Origin of the sequence: Dokdonia sp. (assembly GCF_039945015.1) — a bacterium.
In the GTDB taxonomy this organism is placed as follows: domain Bacteria; phylum Bacteroidota; class Bacteroidia; order Flavobacteriales; family Flavobacteriaceae; genus Dokdonia.
Map to the genome: position 1 here is coordinate 151,834 of NZ_JBDUXP010000015.1, position 21,846 is coordinate 173,679.

Sequence of the window (21,846 nt, forward strand, 5' to 3'; positions counted from 1 at the left end):
ATTAGAAATTATGACAAGAGAGGAAAAATCAAGAGTAATAGAAGATTTAACTACGCAATTAGCAGATAGTACTAATATTTATTTAGCTGATATATCTGGATTGAATGCAGATAGTACGTCTAAGTTACGTCGTGCTTGTTTCAAAGAAGGAATAAAACTAGCTGTAGTTAAAAATACATTGCTTGCAAAAGCAATGGATGCATCAGAAAAGGATTTTGCAGAGCTTCCAGAAGTATTAAAAGGAAACACTGCAATTATGTTATCTGAGACGGGTAATGCCCCAGCAAAGGTGATTAAGGAATTTCGTAAGAAAGCCGATAGACCTTTATTAAAGGGTGCATTTATAGAAGAAGCAATCTATGTTGGAGATGACCAACTAGATGCACTGGTAGATATCAAGTCGAGAGAAGAACTTATTGGAGAAATCGTTGGATTACTTCAATCTCCTGCTAAGAACGTTATTAGCGCTCTTAAATCTGGAGGAAGTACAATCGCAGGTATTATCAAAACCCTTTCTGAAAAGGAAGGTTAGGCAGTACGCACTATTAACAATTATATAATTAAGATTATTTTTTTTTAAAACGATAGAAAAATGGCAGATTTAAAAGAATTCGCAGAACAATTAGTTAACCTTACAGTAAAAGAAGTAAATGAGTTAGCTACTATATTAAAAGACGAGTATGGTATCGAGCCTGCTGCTGCAGCTGTTGCTGTTGCTGCTGGTGGTGCTGGTGGTGGAGAAGCTGCTGAGGAAAAGTCAGAATTTGACGTAATCCTTACAGCCGCTGGAGGTTCTAAACTAGCTGTAGTAAAACTAGTTAAAGAATTAACTGGTGCTGGTCTTAAAGATGCAAAAGAATTAGTTGATAACGCTCCATCTCCAATTAAAGAAGGTGTTGCTAAAGATGAAGCTGAAGCACTTAAAGCACAATTAGAAGAAGCAGGAGCTGAAGTTGAGCTTAAGTAAGCTCACACAATAAACTGATAAAGGTTTAGGTCTGTTGCGCATGTATAATTGCGTAATTTGACCTAAACCATTTGTCGTATATAATGGTTACGATTTTGTAACAAAGACTTTTTCTTGATTTTATAGTCTTAAAACTTAAAATCAATAATCGATTTACCCAACAGTAAATCTAGTTTTCTAATCAAATTCCGTTCGTTGATGATGCAAGATGCAAAACAAGCAGAAAGAATTAGTTTCTCATCGGTAAAGAACAGACCTGACTATCCAGATTTTCTAGATATTCAAGTTAAATCCTTTCAAGACTTTTTCCAACTGGAAACAAAACCAGATGAAAGAGGTGATGAAGGACTTTACAACACTTTCCTTGAGAACTTCCCTATTACAGATACCCGTAATAATTTTGTACTAGAATTTTTAGACTATTTTGTAGACCCACCAAGATATTCTATACAAGAATGTATAGAAAGAGGTCTTACATATAGTGTGCCTTTAAAAGCACGTTTAAAATTATATTGTACAGATGAAGAGCATGAAGATTTTGAAACCATAGTACAAGATGTATATCTAGGTACAATACCATATATGACTCCTAGTGGTACTTTTGTTATCAATGGAGCAGAGCGTGTTGTAGTTTCTCAATTACACCGTTCACCAGGAGTGTTCTTTGGACAATCCTTCCACGCTAATGGTACAAAGCTATATTCTGCCAGAGTAATTCCTTTTAAAGGATCTTGGATTGAATTTGCTACAGATATCAATAGTGTAATGTATGCATATATTGATCGTAAGAAAAAATTACCTGTAACGACACTTTTCCGTGCTATTGGTTTTGAAAGAGATAAGGATATCCTTGAAATCTTTGACCTAGCAGAAGAAGTAAAAGTTTCTAAAACAGGACTTAAAAAATATCTAGGACGTAAACTTGCCGCACGTGTATTAAATACGTGGCATGAAGATTTCGTAGATGAAGATACAGGAGAAGTTGTATCGATAGAACGTAATGAGATCGTATTAGATCGTGATACGATTCTTGAGAAAGAACATGTAGAAGAAATTGTTGAAGCAGGAGCAAAAACAATTCTTTTGCATAAAGAAGATAATCAACAAGCTGATTATGCAATTATCCATAATACGCTACAAAAAGATCCTACAAATTCTGAAAAAGAAGCTGTAGAACACATATATCGTCAACTACGTAATGCAGAGCCGCCAGATGAGGAAACTGCCCGTGGAATTATCGATAAATTATTCTTCTCTGATCAACGTTACAACTTAGGTGAAGTAGGTCGTTATAGAATGAATAAGAAATTAGGTCTTGATATTGAAATGGATAAGCAAGTGCTTACCAAATTAGATATCATTACCATTATCAAGTATCTTATTGAGTTAATTAACTCAAAAGCAGAGATTGATGATATTGATCACCTTTCTAATAGACGTGTACGTACCGTAGGAGAGCAATTATCTGCACAATTTGGTGTAGGTCTTGCACGTATGGCTCGTACCATTAGAGAACGTATGAATGTACGTGATAATGAAGTATTTACTCCTATTGATTTGATTAATGCAAAGACATTGTCTTCTGTAATTAATTCATTCTTTGGAACCAACCAGTTATCACAATTTATGGATCAAACCAATCCACTTGCGGAGATAACGCATAAGCGTCGTCTTTCTGCTCTTGGACCTGGAGGTTTATCTCGTGAACGTGCAGGATTTGAGGTTCGTGATGTACATTACACTCATTATGGACGTCTATGTCCGATTGAAACACCAGAAGGACCAAACATTGGTCTGATCTCTTCACTTTCTGTATATGCAAAAGTGAATAGTATGGGATTCATCGAGACCCCATATCGTAAAGTAGAAAATGGAAAGATAGATCTTACTTCTACACCTCAATATTTAAGTGCAGAAGAGGAAGAAGGAATGTTAATTGCTCAGGCAAACAATCCTATGACAGATGATGGTAGTATTGAAATAGAGAAAGTAATTGCTCGTATGGAAGGTGATTTCCCTGTAGTGGAAAAAACCGAAGTACATTATGCCGATGTATCTCCTAATCAAATTGCATCTATATCTGCGTCATTAATTCCTTTCTTGGAACATGATGATGCAAACCGTGCATTGATGGGATCAAATATGATGCGTCAGGCTGTACCATTATTAAGAGCAGATGCTCCTATTGTAGGAACAGGTTTAGAACGTCAAGTTGCAACAGATTCTCGTGTATTAATAAATGCAGAAGGAAATGGAACTGTAGAGTATGTAGATGCAAATAGAATTGACATCAAATATGACCGTACAGATGATGAACGCCTTGTAAGTTTTGATGATGACATCAAATCATATAACCTTATCAAATTCCGTAAGACAAACCAAAGTACAAGTATCAATCTTAAGCCTATAGTGCGTAAAGGAGATCGTGTATATAAAGGTCAAGTATTATCTCAAGGATATGCTACTGAAAATGGTGAACTTGCACTAGGACGTAATATGAAAGTAGCCTTTATGCCTTGGAAAGGGTATAACTTTGAGGATGCAATCGTAATTTCTGAAAAAGTAGTACGTAATGATATTTTTACATCAATTCATATTGATGAGTATTCACTTGATGTACGTGATACAAAATTAGGTAATGAAGAATTAACTAATGACATTCCTAATGTTTCTGAAGAGGCTACAAAAGACCTTGATGAGAACGGAATGATCCGTATCGGAGCAGAAGTAAAACCTGGTGATATATTAATAGGAAAAATTACTCCAAAAGGAGAATCTGACCCTACTCCAGAAGAAAAACTACTTCGTGCAATCTTTGGAGATAAAGCTGGAGATGTAAAAGATGCATCTTTAAAAGCTTCTCCATCACTTCATGGTGTTGTAATTAATAAAAAATTATTTGCAAGAGCTATAAAGGATAAGCGTAAAAGAGCAAAAGATAAAGAAGACATTGCTGTACTTGAATCTCAGTACGATGTGAAGTTTGACGAATTACAAGCGGCATTAATTGAAAAATTATTTAAGCTTGTAAATGGTAAAACAGCACAAGGAGTTATGAATGACCTTGGAGAAGAAGTTCTTCCAAAAGGAAAGAAATATACTCTTAAGATGTTAAATTCTGTAGAAGATTATACGCACCTTACACAAGGTACTTGGACTACAGATTCAGATACAAATGTTCTTATTGCAGATTTACTTCATAATTATAAAATTAAGGAGAACGATCTACAAGGAAATCTTCGTCGTGAGAAGTTTACAATCTCTGTAGGAGATGAGCTTCCAGCTGGTATTATCAAACTGGCTAAAGTTTATATTGCTAAGAAGCGTAAACTTAAAGTAGGAGATAAGATGGCAGGACGTCACGGTAACAAAGGTATTGTTGCTCGTATCGTTCGTCAGGAAGATATGCCTTTCTTAGAGGATGGAACACCAGTAGATATCGTATTGAATCCACTAGGGGTACCTTCTCGTATGAACATCGGTCAGATTTATGAAACTGTACTTGGATGGGCAGGTCAAAAATTAGGAAAAACGTATGCGACGCCTATTTTTGATGGAGCAACTTTAGATGAAATAAATACCTTAACAGACGAAGCTGGAATTCCACGTTTTGGACATACATATTTATATGATGGAGGAACAGGAGATCGTTTTGATCAACCAGCAACCGTAGGTGTGATTTATATGCTAAAATTAGGGCATATGGTAGATGATAAAATGCACGCGCGTTCTATCGGGCCATATTCTTTAATTACGCAACAACCTCTTGGAGGTAAAGCACAATTTGGGGGTCAACGTTTTGGAGAGATGGAAGTATGGGCACTTGAGGCTTATGGAGCATCAAGTACACTACGTGAGATCTTAACAGTGAAGTCCGATGATGTAATCGGTAGAGCAAAAACATACGAAAGTATCGTAAAAGGAGAACCTATGCCAGAGCCAGGTTTACCAGAATCGTTCAACGTATTGATGCATGAGCTTAAAGGACTAGGACTAGACATTCGTCTGGAAGAGTAGTTTGATATACCCTATAGCGGAAGCGTATTTTAATGAGTACGCTTTCGCGAAAGCGGAATAGCAAACAACACAATTTTAATTAATTCGACATACATTGAATTATGGCAAGAAATAATGATAATGCAACTCAAAAAAGCTTTAACAAGATCTCAATAGGTCTTGCTTCTCCAGAGTCTATCTTGGGAGCTTCAAAAGGTGAAGTTTTAAAGCCAGAAACTATCAACTATCGTACGCACAAACCAGAGCGTGACGGGTTGTTCTGTGAGCGTATTTTTGGCCCTGTAAAGGACTATGAATGTGCTTGTGGAAAATATAAAAGAATACGCTACAAAGGAATCGTATGTGACCGTTGTGGTGTAGAGGTAACTGAGAAAAAAGTACGTCGTGATCGTGTAGGACACATTAGTCTTGTTGTTCCTGTAGCACACATCTGGTACTTTAGAAGTTTACCAAACAAAATTGGATATTTATTAGGGCTTCCTTCAAAGAAGCTTGATATGATTATCTATTATGAGCGTTATGTAGTTATACAACCAGGTATCGCAAATAATGAAGAAGGAGAACCATTAAATAAAATGGATTTCCTTACAGAAGAAGAGTATCTTAATATATTAGATACATTACCACAAGAGAATTTATATCTTGATGATACAGACCCTAATAAATTCATCGCAAAGATGGGTGCAGAGTGTCTTATTGAGTTATTAAGACGTATTGACCTTGATGGGCTTTCTTATGAGTTACGTCATAAAGCAAATAACGAAACGTCTAAACAACGTAAAACGGAGGCACTTAAACGTCTTCAAGTTGTAGAAGCGTTACGTGATGCAAATAAGAATCGTGAGAATCTTCCTGAGTGGATGATTATGAAGGTAGTTCCGGTAATTCCACCAGAATTACGTCCATTAGTGCCACTTGATGGAGGACGTTTTGCGACTTCTGATTTAAATGATTTATACCGTCGTGTAATTATACGTAATAACCGTCTGAAGCGTTTGATGGAAATCAAAGCACCAGAAGTAATTTTACGTAACGAAAAGCGTATGCTACAGGAATCTGTAGATTCTCTTTTTGATAATACGCGTAAGTCATCTGCAGTAAAAACAGATAGTAACAGACCATTAAAGTCTCTTTCTGATTCTTTAAAAGGTAAGCAAGGACGTTTCCGTCAGAACTTACTTGGAAAACGTGTTGATTATTCTGCACGTTCTGTAATTGTCGTTGGACCAGAACTTAAATTATTTGAATGTGGTATTCCTAAAGGAATGGCAGCAGAGCTTTATAAGCCTTTTGTGATCCGTAAATTGATCGAAAGAGGAATTGTAAAAACTGTAAAATCTGCAAAGAAAATTATAGATAAAAAAGAGCCAGTGGTTTGGGATATCTTGGAGAATGTTCTTAAAGGACATCCAGTACTCTTAAACCGTGCTCCTACACTTCACCGTTTAGGTATTCAAGCATTTCAACCTAAACTTATAGAAGGTAAAGCAATACAGTTACACCCATTGGTATGTACAGCATTTAACGCCGATTTTGATGGAGATCAAATGGCAGTACATTTACCATTAGGACCTGAAGCGATTCTAGAAGCTCAATTATTAATGTTAGCTTCTCATAATATCTTAAACCCTGCAAATGGAGCACCAGTAACGGTACCTTCTCAGGATATGGTATTAGGTCTTTACTATATGACAAAGGCCAGAAAATCGACTCCAGAATTTCATGTAAAAGGAGAAGGAATTACTTTTTACTCTGCAGATGAAGTTACTATAGCATATAATGAGAAAATCGTAGATATTAATGCGATAATCAAAGTACGTGCTTTAGATTATAACGAAGAAGGAAAACTTACATATCAAATTATTGAGACAACGGTAGGTCGTGTATTATTTAATGAAGCTGTTCCAGAAGTGGCAGGATACATTAATGAAGTATTGACTAAGAAATCGTTACGTGATATTATTGGTAATATTTTAAAAGTTACCAGTGTACCGCAAACGGCAGAATTCCTTGATCTCATCAAAACAATGGGATATGGTTATGCATTCCGTGGAGGGTTATCATTCTCTCTTGGAGATATCATTATTCCTGCTGAAAAGCAAGAGATGATTGATGAAGCAAACGGTCAAGTAGATGGTATTGCAGGATCTTATAATATGGGTCTTATTACAAATACAGAGCGTTATAACCAAGTTATTGATATCTGGACTTCTACAAATGCTAAGCTTACTGAGCTTTCTATGAAGCGTATACGTGAAGATCAACAAGGATTTAACTCGGTGTATATGATGCTTGACTCAGGAGCCCGTGGATCTAAAGAGCAGATTCGTCAGCTTACAGGTATGCGTGGTCTGATGGCAAAACCTAAGAAATCTAACGATGGAGGAGGAGCTATTATTGAAAATCCAATTCTTTCTAACTTTAAAGAAGGACTTTCAATTCTTGAATACTTTATCTCTACTCACGGTGCACGTAAAGGACTTGCAGATACCGCTCTTAAAACAGCAGATGCAGGTTACTTAACACGTCGTCTAGTAGATGTTTCACAAGACGTTATAATAAACAGTACAGATTGTGATACATTAAGAGGTGTTGAAGTTTCTGCACTTAAGAAGAATGAAGAAGTAATTGAAAAATTACAAGATCGTATAGAAGGTAGAACATCTTTAAATGATGTTATTAACCCACTTACTAATGACATTCTTGCACATGCTGGAGAAGAAATTACACATGATATAGCAGCGGCTATCGGTGCTGCTCCTATCGAAAGTGTAGAAGTAAGATCTGCTCTTACTTGTGAAGCTAAGAAAGGAATCTGTGTAAAATGTTATGGTCGTAACCTTGCTACTGGTAAGACAGTACAAATGGGAGAGGCTGTAGGTGTTGTTGCAGCACAATCTATTGGAGAACCTGGTACACAACTTACACTACGTACTTTCCACGTAGGAGGGGTTGCAGGAGGTGTCTCTGAGGATAGTAATGTAAAAGTTAAATTCCCTGGTAAATTAGAAATAGAAGATCTTAAGACAGTAAAAGGAACCGATAATGAGGGTAATGATGCTCTTATTGTTATTTCTCGTACTTCTGAAGCTAAAATAACAGATCCTAAAACAGGAATCACATTAAGTACAAATACAATCCCTTATGGTTCTCAACTTTTCATAAAGTCTGGAGATATTGTAAAAGAAGGAGATTTAATTTGTAAGTGGGATCCATTTAACGGAGTTGTTATTTCTGAATTCTCTGGAAAAATTAAATTCGAAAGTATTGAACAAGGTATTACATACCGTGTAGAGACTGATGAACAAACAGGTTTCCAAGAAAAAGTAATTTCAGAATCTAGAGATAAGAAAAAGATACCTACATTAATTATTGAAGACTCAGAAGGAAATGCGCTTCGTTCGTATAACCTTCCTGTAGGAGCTCACTTAATGATTGATGATGGCGAAGCAGTAAAAGAAGGAAAGATTCTTGTAAAAATACCTCGTAAATCTGCAAAAGCAGGAGATATTACAGGAGGTCTTCCACGTGTAACAGAATTATTTGAAGCACGTAACCCTTCAAACCCAGCAGTTGTATCTGCGATAGATGGTGTTGTTTCTTTTGGTAAGATAAAACGTGGTAATCGTGAGATTATCGTTGAATCTAAACTAGGAGAGATTAAGAAATACTTAGTAAAGTTATCGAATCAAATTCTTGTACAAGAAAATGATTATGTACGTGCAGGTATGCCACTTTCTGATGGTTCTGTAACACCAAATGATATCTTGAATATAAAAGGCCCATCTGCGGTACAACAATACTTAGTAAATGAAGTACAAGAAGTATATCGTTTACAAGGGGTGAAGATCAACGATAAGCACTTTGAAGTAGTTGTACGCCAGATGATGCGTAAAGTACGTATTGAAGATCCGGGAGATACTATCTTCCTTGAGAATCAATTAGTACATAAAGCCGACTTTATTGAAGAAAATGATGCTATTTTTGGAATGAAAGTAGTTGAAGACGCTGGAGAATCAGAAAACCTTAAAGCAGGTCAGATTGTTTCACCACGTGATCTTAGAGATGAAAACTCAATACTAAGAAGAGAAGATAAAAACCTTGTTGTTGCTAGAGGAGTTACTCCAGCTACAGCATCACCTATACTTCAAGGTATTACGAGGGCATCACTTCAAACAAAATCATTTATTTCTGCTGCTTCTTTCCAAGAGACAACAAAAGTATTAAACGAAGCTGCTGTAAGCGGTAAGATTGATACCTTAGAAGGTCTTAAAGAGAATGTAATTGTTGGGCATAAAATCCCAGCAGGTACAGGTATGCGTCGCTATGATAATATTATTGTAGGAAGCAAAGAAGATTTAGATAACATGATGGCTGAAAAGCAAGAAGTAAATTATAATTAGTATGCTTTCGCGAAAGCGTACTCTTATATAAATTAAATGAAATCCCATCTTGTTTTACAAGATGGGATTTTTAATACACACACATTGGTATAATAGAATTTCTGTTTTTACAAGAGCAGACTTATGCGTATATTGATTATACCTTATAATAGAGAATTAACAAAAATGTAGTTATAAGTTTATCCTAGGTGATGGCTTGAGAATGAATGTAAAATGCAATATCATGGCAGAAAATAATAGTAACAATCAAAAGAAGAAAGGACAAATCAATATAGAACTTGATGAAGCCGTTGCACAAGGAACCTATTCTAATTTAGCAATAATCAATCATTCAGTTTCTGAGTTTGTGGTAGATTTTGTAAATATTATGCCAGGAACACCTAAGAGCAAAGTAAAATCTAGAATTATACTTACCCCACAACATGCAAAACGATTAACAAAAGCACTTGCCGAAAATATTAAACGTTTTGAAAATGCACACGGAGAAATTAAGGATTATGAAAAACAACCTATTCCGTTAAATTTTGGTCCAACTGGTCAAGCTTAATACAATTTAATTACTCTAGAGTATACTAGAAGTAGAGTATGATGTTTTATGACATTAATTATGATCAAGATCATGATATAACAGTACCTTTTCAAGTAGATGAAGATTCTCGATTTTTATTATGTAAAGTCTCTGGAACAATAAAAAATGGTTCAAAAGGAAATACTATTGCTGATTACCTATTTGAGAAAACATGTCAGTAATATTTTCAGACAAATTGTTATATGTTATTTTTAGATTTTTCAGAATTATAGTATACCTATAGAGATAGATTACGAAAAACAATAGATTTCTTTAATGAAATAGGAAGAAATAAAGAAGAAAAAAAACATCCAATCATACTTATAAAACCTAAAAATCCTTAAGGAGTAAATGCTTTAATAGATTGGATTAAGCCTCTAAACTTAACGATCGTGACTACTGAAGAAGAAGCGAAAACTATAAGTTTAAAATTATTTAATACATATAATTACAGAACTATATAAGCATCCATAGGAATTCTCCTATGGATGCTTATATCTTTATACCTTATCGTTTTAAGTATCTGAATATGTGGTTATGTCATCTTGTCATAATATGAGAATTGGTATTTTTTTTGACTAATAGATTATCAAATAAAACATCTAATTATCAAATACTAAACATATGTCAACAGGAAAAATTAATGTGTCGGTAGAAAATATCTTCCCACTTATTAAAAAGTTCTTATATAGTGATCACGAGATATTCCTTAGAGAATTAATTTCAAATGCAACGGATGCAACACTTAAACTAAAACACCTTGCTAGTATAGGTGAATCTAAAGTTGAGTATGGAAATCCTCGTATAGAAGTAAAAATAGACAAAGAAGGAAAGAAGCTTCATATTATAGATCAAGGTCTTGGTATGACAGCAGAAGAGGTAGAGAAGTATATCAATCAAGTAGCTTTTTCTGGAGCTGAAGAATTTTTAAATAAATACGAAGATTCTGCAAAAGATGCAGGAATTATAGGACACTTTGGTTTAGGATTCTATTCTGCGTTTATGGTTGCCGAAAAGGTAGAAATCATTACAAAGTCTCATAAAGATGAACCAGGTGCACACTGGACGTGCGATGGATCTCCAGAGTTTACACTTGTAGAAGCAGACAAGGCAGAAAGAGGATCTGAAATCATTCTTCATATTGCAGAGGATAGTACAGAATTCCTTGAAGAAGGACGTATTTCAGAGCTTTTAACGAAGTATAATAAGTTTATGCCTGTACCAATTAAGTTTGGTATGAAGACAGAAACACTTCCTAAACCAGAAGACGCAAAAGAAGAAGATCCAGCACCAACGCAAGAGGTTGATAATATTATAAACAACCCTAATCCAGCTTGGACAAAACAACCTGCAGATTTAGAAGAAGCAGACTATAAAGGATTCTATCGTGAGTTATACCCATCACAATTTGAAGAGCCTCTTTTTAATATTCACCTTAATGTAGATTACCCTTTTAATCTTACAGGAATATTATATTTCCCTAAACTTGGTCAAGACATGAATGCACAAAAAGATCGCATTCAGTTATATCAAAATCAAGTATTTGTAACAGATAATGTAGAGGGGATTGTACCAGACTTCTTAACCATGTTACGTGGTGTTATAGATTCTCCAGATATTCCTTTAAATGTATCTCGTAGTTATTTACAAGCAGATGGGGCAGTAAAGAAAATCTCAGGATACATTACTCGTAAAGTTGCAGATAAACTTAAATCATTATTTAATAATGATCGTGAAGATTTTGAAAGTAAATGGAACGACATTAAAGTAGTAATAGAATATGGAATGCTTTCTGAAGATAAATTCTTTGAAAAAGCAGATGCATTTATGCTATACCCTACGGTAGATGGATCGTACCTTACTTGGGAGGAACTTGAAACCAAAATAAAAGAAACACAGACGGATAAAGATGATAAACTTATCATTTTATATGCAAGTGATAAAGATGCACAACATGCATATATCCAGAGTGCAAAAGATAAAGGATATGAAGTCTTATTATTAGATTCTCCTATTGTAAGTCATTTGATTCAAAAACTAGAAACAAGTAAAGAAAGCATTTCTTTTGTACGTGTAGATGGAGATCATATTGATAATTTGATTAAGAAAGATGAGGCGCAAATAAGCAAATTATCAGACGAGGAAAAAGAAACACTTAAAACTGTAATCACAGACAGTATCGGAGATAGTACTTATACCGTACAGATGGAAGCTATGGATAGTGCTGCAGCACCATTTATTATTACACAACCAGAGTTTATGCGTCGTATGAAAGAGATGCAGCAGTCTGGTGGCGGTGGCGGTATGTTTGGTATGGGTAATATGCCAGATATGTACAACTTAGTTGTAAATGCAAATCACGAACTTGTTTCAGAGATATTAAACACAAAAACAGCAAAGAAAAAAGAACGTTTAATTAAGCAGTCTTTTGACTTAGCAAAGCTTTCTCAAAACCTTCTAAAAGGAGAAGAACTTACTGATTTTATTAACCGTTCATATGGTATGATAAAATAATCGTAATTTATAGTTTTATAAAAAACCACTTTCTAGTTTTTAGGAAGTGGTTTTTTTATGTCTGAGTACGCTTTCGCGAAAGCGTAAAAATGTGTTTTAAAATAATTAAGACTATAATTAAGCCAGTAAATACGTAACATTCTATCCTGTTTTACGTCCAATTAGTACGTATCTTTAAAAACGTTTAACTCATAATTTATATAAAAACTATGGCACTCACACCTTCTAATATGATTGAGCTAGGAACCAAAGCTCCGGATTTTAAACTTACAGACGCTGTAACCAATGCACTTTGTAGTTATGGAGACGTAAAAGGTGATCGAGGAACCGTGGTTATGTTTATATGTAATCATTGCCCATTTGTAATTCATGTAATAGATGAAGTTGTTCGTGTTGCAAATGATTATAGAGTACTCGGATTTGGTTTTGTAGCCATAAGTAGTAATGATATTGTTTCCTATCCACAGGATGGACCCAAAGAAATGTGGGACAATGCACGTAAAAATAATTTTACTTTTCCATACTTATTTGATGCTAGCCAAGAAGTAGCAAAGGCATATGATGCTGCTTGCACTCCAGATTTTTATCTTTTTGGAGCAGATGATAGATTGGTGTATAGAGGACAACTAGATGATTCAAGACCTGGTAATGGGATTCCTGTAAATGGTCGTGACTTAAGAGAAGCATTAGATAATGTATTTAATAGCAGACCACAAACGATGGTTCAGAAACCAAGTATGGGTTGCGGTATAAAGTGGAAGTAGTAGACGCTCTTTTTAAGGTAATTTTATAGGTTATATGACATCCAACTATTAAAAAGTTAAAAAGGATGTTTCTAGGTAGGAAAATAAACTCATAGGTTGTTATTATAGTATAATCCTACAACTATGAAAAAAATTACATTTACCTTATTAGTATTCTTATTTATTACAATTTCTTATGGGCAACATACTTTTTCTATTGTTGCTGTAGATCCTGATACTGGAGAAATAGGAAGCGCTGGTGCTACTTGTATAGGTGCTGAAGATGGAGCACAAGCTATAAGCGATATTGTGTTAGGTGTTGGAGCTATCCATACACAATCTTTTTATGACCCTACAAACCAAAATAATGCTAGAACCCGTATGGTTGCTGGAGATACTCCAGAAGAAATCATGCAATGGCTTCAAGATAATGATATAGCAAATGATCCTTCTGCTCGTCAATATACTGCTGTTACTTTAAATGATGGAAATCCATTAAGTGCCGCTTTTACAGGACCTAATTGTTTTGAAGAATTTATACATGCTACAGGCCCTAATTACTCTATTGCGGGTAATATCTTAATATCTGATGAGGTAGTTCTTGATATGGAAAATGCTTTTATAAATACGGATGGAACACTTGCAGAAAAATTAATGGCAGCAATGCAAGCAGCAAAACGCCCAGGAGCAGATTCTAGATGTTTAGAATTTGGTGTAAGTTCAGCATCTGCTTTTATACGTGTTGCAGATCCTTCTGATACCGATAGCTCTTATGGCAATCTGTCATTGGATCTTAATGTCTGGATTACTAGTGAAGTTTTTGAACCTATTGATGAGTTACAAACTCTTTTTGATCAAGCTCTCTCGGTAGATGATCCTTCGACAGTTAATGGTATTAATATATATCCTAACCCGACGAATGGAGAGTTATTTATAAGATCTGTTGCAAATGTAAAAAATGCAATACTTTATAATGTTACCGGCCAGGAAGTAGCACGTTTTTCAATTACAAATAACCTTACATCATTAGATGTGTCAAAGTATGGAAACGGAGTTTATTTCTTATCATTACAAAATGACACAGAAATAATAACAACTCAGAAAATTATTATTAATAAATAAATAGATATAACTCCTTGTTATAAACCGTTTTCATAACTTGAAAACGGTTTTTTTATGCAGCAAGTTTTACGCTGTTGTTTTTTCTTTTACTTTTACTACAAAGCAAGCTTTTTTGGAAATACTAGAAAACTTTAGAATACTCGATATTATAGACATTGTATTAGTGGCTACATTACTATACTATGTCTATAAATTAGTAAAAGGAACTGTAGCAATAAATATTTTTATAGGGATTGTTGTCATTTACTTAATATGGCAACTTACAGAACTATTAAAAATGGAATTACTTAGTACCATTCTTGGACAATTTATAGGTGTAGGAATGTTTGCGCTTATTGTTGTATTTCAACAAGAGATACGTAAGTTCTTATTAATGATAGGAAGTACAAACCTTAGGGGTAAAGCAGTTTTTAAGAATTTTCAATTTTCTAAGAATGATAAAGGATTAGATATTGATGTAAATGCTATTTTGGATGCCTGCGTTAATATGGGAAAACAATATACAGGAGCACTTATTGTAATACGTAGGACTACGAGTCTTGAATTTGTAAAAGCAACAGGTGATGCTATGGATATAGAAGTAAATAAACCTATAATAGAGAGTATCTTCTATAAGAACTCTACCCTTCATGATGGTGCTATGATTATAGAGGATAATGTGATTACTGCTACGAGGGTTATTCTTCCAGTGACTCAAGGACGTTCTATACCACTACGTTTTGGGTTACGTCACAGAGCTGCATTTGGTATTACAGAAAAAACAGATGCACTTGCCCTTGTTGTTAGTGAAGAGTCAGGAGATATTAGTTATGTGAAAAATGGAGAATTTGTGATTTTTAAAACGATAGACGAATTGAGAGAACTAATCACAACAGATTTAAGTTAGCCATATGGAAGAAGAGTTACTCCCAGAAAAAAAGGAACTGTCTACTGAAGAAAAGGAATTGTCTACTAAAGAAAAGGCAGTGTCTAAAAAGAAGAAGAAAAAGAAGAAGAAAGAGCAAGAACTCCTTACCATATCTGATCGATGTAAAAACTGTGATAAACAATTAAATCTTGATGAAGCTTTTTGTTCTAGTTGTGGGGCAAAACGTATGTTTAATAGATTGAACTGGCATAATCTTACAGAAGACTTTGTAGATCGATTTTTAAATATTGAGAATAACTTTTTGCGTACGTTTATTGCCATGTTTACAAAACCTGAAGATGTCATAGGTGGGTATATAGACGGGTTACGTAAAAGATACTTATCAGCTTTTAGCTATTTTGCAATAGCCCTTACACTTTCTGGTTTATACTTATTTGTTTTTAGGAAGTGGTTTCTCGATGATGCTGTTATTCTTCAAGGGATAGAAAATGCTAATTCTGAAGGAGCCGAAGATTTTACGAAAGAAGCCATGTCAATGGTGAATATGATATTTGAGTATCAATCTGTTATTACGTTTATATACATTCCGTTTTATGCATTAATATCAAAATTAGTCTTCTGGAATTATAAGAAATATAATTTTATAGAACATGTAGTGATCTATTTGTATATATACTCACATACACAAATTATTGCATCTATTCTGGGAATTCTACTTATATGGTCTCCAACTACTCAGGTGATTGCAAGTTCTTTGTTAATGGTTGTATATCTTGGATATGCTATTTATGTACTTATGCGCCTTTTTGATCTTACTATAGAAAAGGTTCTATTAAAAACACTATTATTCTTTGTTGTTTTTGGGGTGTTGTCTCTTGTTGTTTTTGGATCATTAGGAGTCATTTTTTATAAACTTGGTTTTTTTGATTCATTTATTGAAAAGGCAAAAGAACTAGGAGAGCAACAGCGATCATTAAAAGAAGCTGCTAAGGCAGCAAAAGATAGTATTCGTATGGATAGTGTACGGCAGTTTACAAAAAGTATAAAGGATACCGTCTTACTTTTTGGTACCTAGCTACATTATCTTAAATTGCCTCTTATAAACTGACCAATTTATCTTCCCATGGGAAAAATAGCAAAACGTAAACAAGCACTTCTAGAAGTAAGAGATACCTGTATTAATTGTGAGGAACCTCTCGCATTAGATCAACGTTTCTGTTCTAGTTGTGGAGGTAAACGTGTTTATAACCGTATTACGTGGCGTAACCTTTTTGAAGATTTTGTAGATCGTTTCTTAAATGTAGAAAATGCGTTTTTGCGTACATTTTTAGGATTATTTAAAAGACCTGAAGATGTGATAGGAGGTTATATGCACGGAATGCGTAAAAAATACCTTCCTGCTTTTAGTTATTTTGCAGTAGCGATAACCATAGCAAGTGTGTATGCTTTTATCATTAAAAATTGGTTCCTAGATGATATGATACTAGCGCAAACAAGTATTTATAAAGGTAGCGTAGCAGAAGTTCAAAAGGATATGGTTGGAAGTACGATCCGTACGATGATGGAACATCAGTCTCTTACGTATTTTGCCATGATTCCTATATTGGCACTGCTTTCCAGACTTGTATTTTGGAATTATAAAAAGTATAATTTGGTAGAGCATTTTGTGATCTACCTATATGGGTACTCACATATTGCTATGTTAAACACCATTGTAGGAATATGTTTTGTTTGGAATCAAACATTAGCTCAGATATTTGGATTCGTAAGCATTATTCTAATGATCGTCTACATGGGTTATGTTTTAAAGCGATTATTCAAACTAGATATGGGAAGTATTGTTCTAAAAACGGGGCTATTCTTTTTAATAGGTGCTATTCTTTTTGGATTACTTATGATTATTATTGCTGTTATAGGAGTGTATCTAGCGAAGTCTGGTCAATTAGATAATTATGAATTTTTTAGAATGATGAAAGAACAAGTAGAAGCACAAAGAGCCATGCAAGAAGCAGTTAAAGACTCTATAAACAGTGATACCATGCAACATGTTATACAGACAGTAAAAGATAGTATTAGATAAAGTACGCTTTCGCGAAAGCAAAAAAAATATGAGTTTCTCCAAACAAAAATTATGGTACTACACAAAAAGGGCTTTCTGGGTGCTCGTTGCTTGGGTACTTATTTTTAATGCCTTATTCTTTTATGAATATTTGACATTACTGGATAATAATGCATTAGCATCAGATTTTGATTTTACATTAGCTTTTAGGGCAAACCTTATGGTATCTGTTATTGCTGGTGTTATAGGAGGGACACTTACCCTTAATTTTATGGAGCGTAGTCTTAGAAAGTATGCTTTTGGAAAAGCACTTATACTAATATCTATAACTTACATTATAGTCGCACTTATTATTAGTCTCATAGGTAGCACTTTTTTTTATAGTGATTATTTAGGAAAACCTTTCCATAGTGAAGATGTTATAGAAGCTGTTAAAGCATTCTTTGGTGGTTGGTTGTTTATAAAAAACCTCATTATCTGGTTATTTATAGTTCTAGGCACTGTGATTGTCTTTATGATTAATGATAAATATGGTCCAGGTGTTTTTCCTGATTATCTTAAAGGAAAATACTTTAGTCCTAAAAAAGAGCGACGTATTTTTATGTTTGCAGATATACGTAATGCTACTGGTATTGCAGAGACGTTAGGAGAGCAAAAGTATTTTAATTTCCTAAAAGATTTCTTTAATGATATTGCTCCAGCAATACAACAAACACAAGGAGAAGTATATCAATACGTAGGAGATGAAGTTGTACTTACGTGGAAAATGAAAAATGGACTTCGTAAAGCAAATGCATTACTATGCTTTTATAAAATGCAAGATGAGATCGCAAAGCGAGAAGCATATTATATGAAAAACTATGGATATCTACCTATATTTAAAGTAGGACTTCACTATGGTTCTGTTATGGTAGGAGAGTTAGGAAAAATAAAACGTGATATAGCTTTTTCTGGAGATGTACTTAATACGACAGCTCGTATCCAAGCAAAGTGTAATGAGAAAGGAGTTGATATTCTTACCTCAAGTGCGTTTTCTGATATTATGTATCAATTACCAGAAGGTTTTAAAAAGATAGCGATAGGTTCTGTGCAGTTAAGAGGTAAAGCAGAAGAAATAGAACTGATAACATATCAATACAAAGAAAGTCAATAATAGAATTCCTTTCTATAGTATTTCCTCAGCTTCTGTAAACTGAGCTTCATAAAGATTAAGGTAATGACCTTGTTCTTTTTTGAGTAATTCCTTATGAGTACCTTGCTCTACAATTTTCCCTTTTTCCATAACCATAATAAGATCTGCATTCTTTATGGTAGCAAGACGATGTGCAATAACAATAGAGGTACGTCCTTTGGTAATTTTGCTAATGGCCTTTTGAATTAATTGCTCACTGTGTGAATCTACAGATGAAGTTGCTTCATCCAGAATAAGAATAGATGGCTTACTTACATACGCACGTAAAAAGGCAATAAGTTGACGCTGTCCACTAGATAGCATAGCACCACGCTCTTTTACATTATAATGATATCCATCAGGAAGGCTAGAAATAAACGTATGTACTCCAATTTCCTTAGCAGATGCAATAACCGTTTCTTCAGAAATAGACGGATCATTAAGCGTTATATTATTGAGAATAGAATCGGCAAAAAGGAATACATCTTGTAACACGACGGCAATTTCTTTTCTTAATTGTTTTAACTTGATATCAGAAATTGAGGTGTTATCTATAACAATAATACCACTATCGATTTCATAAAAACGATTTAATAGATTGATAATGGTTGATTTTCCGGCACCAGTAGATCCTACAATGGCAATTGTTTGTCCAGGTTCTGCAGTAAATGAAACACCTTTTAAGACTTCTTCGTCTTCTATATAGCTAAAACGGACATTGTCAAACGTGATTTTCCCTTTAATTTCTGAGAGTTCTTTTGTGCCTTTGTCTTTAATTTTTGAATCAGTATCTAAGATCTCAAATACACGATTTGCTGCTACCATCCCCATTTGTAGCGTATTAAACTTATCTGCTATTTGGCGTAGTGGTGTAAATAGCATTTGTATATAACTTATAAAGGCGGTAATCATTCCAAGAGTAATAGCATCAGATGATTGAGCCATTTTCATTCCTCCATACCATACAACCAGTCCTATGGTAATAGAAGTACACATCTCGGCAATAGGGAAGAAGATAGAATTATACCACACTGTCTTATTCCAAGCATCCATATGTTTTTTATTAATCGCTGCAAACTTCTTATGTTCTATAGTTTCGCGATTAAACACTTGCACGATTTTCATTCCAGTGACACGTTCTTGTACAAAGGTATTGAGATTTGCTACTTGCGTGCGTACTTCTTCAAAAGCGACTTTCATAGCGCGTTGGAAAAGGCGTGTTGCATATAAAATAATAGGAAAAACAGCAAGAACGATTAATGTAAGCTGCCAACTCTCCCAAAACATAAATCCAAGAACAACCCCCATTTTGAGAAGGTCTGCAATAATCATAAAAAGACCCTGACTGAAAATACTAGAAATCGTCTCTATATCTCCTACAGCTCTAGTAACGAGTCTCCCAACAGCAGATGTGTCATAATACTGCATTTTAAACCGAAGCATATGATCAAAAAGAGCAACACGTATATCTCGTATTACTTGTTGTCCAATCCAGTTTGAAAAATAAATAAATAATAATTGAAACAGGACTTGTCCCAAAAGAACTAAGCCCATCATAGTCAGAAAATAAATAAGACTTTCTGAATCTTTCTGATTAATACCTATATCAATCGCGTTTTTCATAAAGAAAGGACGCAAAGCTGCAAATACAGATAGGAGTATAGCAGCTATACCAGCAATATACAATTGCCCTTTATAAGGTTTTGCAAACTGCAAGAGCCTTTTAAAGAGTTTTGTGTCAAATGCTTTTCCTTTTGTACTTGCCATTAATCTATAAATATATTTTTTGGATATCCAATATCGGTCAGGTATAATCCGTGTGCTGGAACAGAAGATCCAGCCAGACTTCTATTCTTCCCTTTTATAACTTCGTGCATCCAAGATACAGGACGTTTTTCTTGTCCTATCTCAAGTAAAGTTCCTACAACAGCGCGTACCATATTACGTAAAAAGCGATCTGCTGTTATTATAAAATGATATTCTCCATCTAGTTCCTTCCAAGAGGCTTCTTTGATATCACAAAGATACGTGTTGACATCTGTATTTGATCTGCTAAAGCATTCGAAATCCTTATAGTCCAATAAGATATTTGATGCTTCTTGCATACGTTGTAAATCCAATGGAATCTTATGGTAAAATGCTCGCTCTTGTGTAAACGGATTTTTCGTAGGACTTATTCTATACAAATATGATCTATGAGTCGCATGAAAACGTGCATGTGCTTCTTCGGTAACCGGTACTATCTTTATAATAGCAATACTAGCAGGTAAAAAACTATTGAGTTTATAGATGAGTTTTGTGATGTCCGCTTTCGCGAAAACAAATTCAGCAGCATTACTATCTTCCGTTTGTGCAATGTCTATATGGGCATACATCATACTCGCATGTACTCCCGTATCCGTTCTTCCCGCTCCCATAATAGTAATAGGCGTACGTAAGATCGTAGAGAGTGCCTCCTCAATGGTTTGTTGTACAGTAACTGCATTAGGTTGGCGTTGCCATCCATGATATGGAGTTCCGTTATAAGATAGTTGTATAAAATACCGCAAAGTGTATTATTTTTGAGCAAATATACGCTTTCGCGAAAGCGTAACGAAAAAGTGTTGCGATATATTAAAGACCAACCTTAGTAACCTAATAAAAACCATATCTACGTATGTGGATATACAATGTATATTGAAAAAAATCCTTCTTCTTAGCGATACACATAGTTATATAGATGATCATATTCTCAAACATGCGAGGCAAGCAGATGAGGTCTGGCATGCTGGCGATATAGGCGACTTACGAGTAACCGATGCTCTTAAAAAAGTAAAGCCTTTACGCGGAGTATATGGAAATATAGATGACTCAGAAGCACGGCAAGAATTCCCATTAAATAATCGTTTTATGTGTGAAGGGGTAGATGTATGGATTACACATATAGGAGGTTATCCAGGACGTTATTCTCCTGCAATACGAGAAGAGATAAGAGCAAACCCTCCTAAGCTATTTATCTGTGGTCATAGCCATATTTTAAAAGTAATGCCTGATAAAAAATTAGGACTACTACACATGAACCCAGGAGCGATAGGTAAACATGGATTTCATAAGGTACGTACCATGCTTCGCTTTACAATAGAAGGAACAAAGATTGATAACTTGGAAGTGATTCAGGTGGATCGGTGATTCTTGATTATAATATTTTAAGTTTATAAATGTATCAAATCAAGCGACGGGAAAGCGGGTGGTTGTTTTCTATAATTTGTAATATGCGTAGCACAAATTCTAGAAAACTTTCCGTTCATACGAAACATGGATTTCATAAGGTACGTACCATGCTTCGCTTTACAATAGAAGGAACAAAGATTGATAACTTGGAGGTGATTCAGGTGGATCGGTGATTCTTGATTAATATATCTTCTTAGCTTGGTG

Annotated in this window: 16 protein-coding genes and 1 pseudogene; 15 read left to right on the top strand and 2 right to left on the bottom strand. The window is 34.6% G+C overall.

Going from position 1 to position 21,846, the window contains the following annotated elements:
- Positions 1–10 precede the first annotated feature (10 nt).
- The 13 genes from rplJ to ABJD27_RS11585 all read left to right on the top strand — a co-directional run bounded on the left by rplJ (position 11) and on the right by ABJD27_RS11585 (position 18,414).
- Complete coding sequence (gene rplJ, locus ABJD27_RS11525) at positions 11–532, top strand: 50S ribosomal protein L10 (protein ID WP_348172905.1); 522 nt, start codon at positions 11–13, stop codon at positions 530–532.
- Positions 533–592: 60 nt separating this feature from the next.
- On the top strand, positions 593–967 hold the full coding sequence (gene rplL / locus ABJD27_RS11530; protein ID WP_348172902.1) for a 50S ribosomal protein L7/L12: 375 nt from the start codon (positions 593–595) through the stop codon (positions 965–967).
- A 198-nt stretch (positions 968–1,165) separates the two neighbouring features.
- A complete protein-coding gene (rpoB, locus tag ABJD27_RS11535; RefSeq protein ID WP_348172899.1) occupies positions 1,166–4,984 on the top strand; it encodes a DNA-directed RNA polymerase subunit beta in 3,819 nt (1,272 codons plus the stop codon).
- A gap of 101 nt (positions 4,985–5,085) precedes the next feature.
- Positions 5,086–9,387, top strand: a complete 4,302-nt coding sequence (gene rpoC / locus ABJD27_RS11540) for a DNA-directed RNA polymerase subunit beta' (protein WP_348172896.1) — start codon at positions 5,086–5,088, stop codon at positions 9,385–9,387.
- 223 nt (positions 9,388–9,610) lie between these two features.
- Positions 9,611–9,934 (top strand): DUF3467 domain-containing protein, encoded by a 324-nt coding sequence (locus tag ABJD27_RS11545; RefSeq protein WP_348172893.1) that lies wholly within the window; start codon positions 9,611–9,613, stop codon positions 9,932–9,934.
- A gap of 38 nt (positions 9,935–9,972) precedes the next feature.
- Positions 9,973–10,137, top strand: a complete 165-nt coding sequence (locus tag ABJD27_RS11550; RefSeq protein WP_348172890.1) for a hypothetical protein — start codon at positions 9,973–9,975, stop codon at positions 10,135–10,137.
- 442 nt (positions 10,138–10,579) lie between these two features.
- Positions 10,580–12,469 carry a molecular chaperone HtpG gene (gene htpG / locus ABJD27_RS11555; protein WP_348172887.1) on the top strand — a complete coding sequence of 630 codons (1,890 nt, stop codon included), beginning with the start codon at positions 10,580–10,582 and terminating at the stop codon, positions 12,467–12,469.
- A 209-nt stretch (positions 12,470–12,678) separates the two neighbouring features.
- Positions 12,679–13,233, top strand: a complete 555-nt coding sequence (locus ABJD27_RS11560; RefSeq protein ID WP_348172884.1) for a thioredoxin family protein — start codon at positions 12,679–12,681, stop codon at positions 13,231–13,233.
- Between the two features lie 123 nt (positions 13,234–13,356).
- Complete coding sequence (locus tag ABJD27_RS11565) at positions 13,357–14,334, top strand: DUF1028 domain-containing protein (RefSeq protein ID WP_348172881.1); 978 nt, start codon at positions 13,357–13,359, stop codon at positions 14,332–14,334.
- Between the two features lie 112 nt (positions 14,335–14,446).
- A complete protein-coding gene (locus ABJD27_RS11570; protein WP_348202041.1) occupies positions 14,447–15,220 on the top strand; it encodes a diadenylate cyclase in 774 nt (257 codons plus the stop codon).
- 4 nt (positions 15,221–15,224) lie between these two features.
- Positions 15,225–16,277, top strand: a complete 1,053-nt coding sequence (locus ABJD27_RS11575; RefSeq protein WP_348202042.1) for a DUF3667 domain-containing protein — start codon at positions 15,225–15,227, stop codon at positions 16,275–16,277.
- 48 nt (positions 16,278–16,325) lie between these two features.
- The gene (locus ABJD27_RS11580; RefSeq protein WP_348166806.1) at positions 16,326–17,282 is read left to right on the top strand and encodes a DUF3667 domain-containing protein; all 957 of its coding nucleotides are present in this window, start codon (positions 16,326–16,328) and stop codon (positions 17,280–17,282) included.
- A 28-nt stretch (positions 17,283–17,310) separates the two neighbouring features.
- On the top strand, positions 17,311–18,414 hold the full coding sequence (locus ABJD27_RS11585) for an adenylate/guanylate cyclase domain-containing protein (RefSeq protein ID WP_348166809.1): 1,104 nt from the start codon (positions 17,311–17,313) through the stop codon (positions 18,412–18,414).
- A gap of 12 nt (positions 18,415–18,426) precedes the next feature.
- Here the strand turns inward: ABJD27_RS11585 and ABJD27_RS11590 are convergent, their stop codons facing one another.
- Together ABJD27_RS11590 and truA are read right to left on the bottom strand one after the other, a co-directional pair.
- Positions 18,427–20,199, bottom strand: a complete 1,773-nt coding sequence (locus tag ABJD27_RS11590) for an ABC transporter ATP-binding protein (RefSeq protein WP_348166812.1) — start codon at positions 20,197–20,199, stop codon at positions 18,427–18,429.
- Complete coding sequence (gene truA / locus ABJD27_RS11595) at positions 20,199–20,981, bottom strand: tRNA pseudouridine(38-40) synthase TruA (protein WP_348166816.1); 783 nt, start codon at positions 20,979–20,981, stop codon at positions 20,199–20,201. Before truA ends, ABJD27_RS11590 begins: the two co-directional genes overlap by 1 nt.
- 127 nt (positions 20,982–21,108) lie before the next feature.
- On the opposite strand from truA, the gene ABJD27_RS11600 reads away from it, so the two are divergent.
- On the top strand, positions 21,109–21,600 hold the full coding sequence (locus ABJD27_RS11600; protein ID WP_348166819.1) for a metallophosphoesterase family protein: 492 nt from the start codon (positions 21,109–21,111) through the stop codon (positions 21,598–21,600).
- Between the two features lie 122 nt (positions 21,601–21,722).
- Positions 21,723–21,815: pseudogene (locus tag ABJD27_RS11605) on the top strand (YfcE family phosphodiesterase); the annotation flags it as partial.
- Positions 21,816–21,846: the final 31 nt, after the last annotated feature.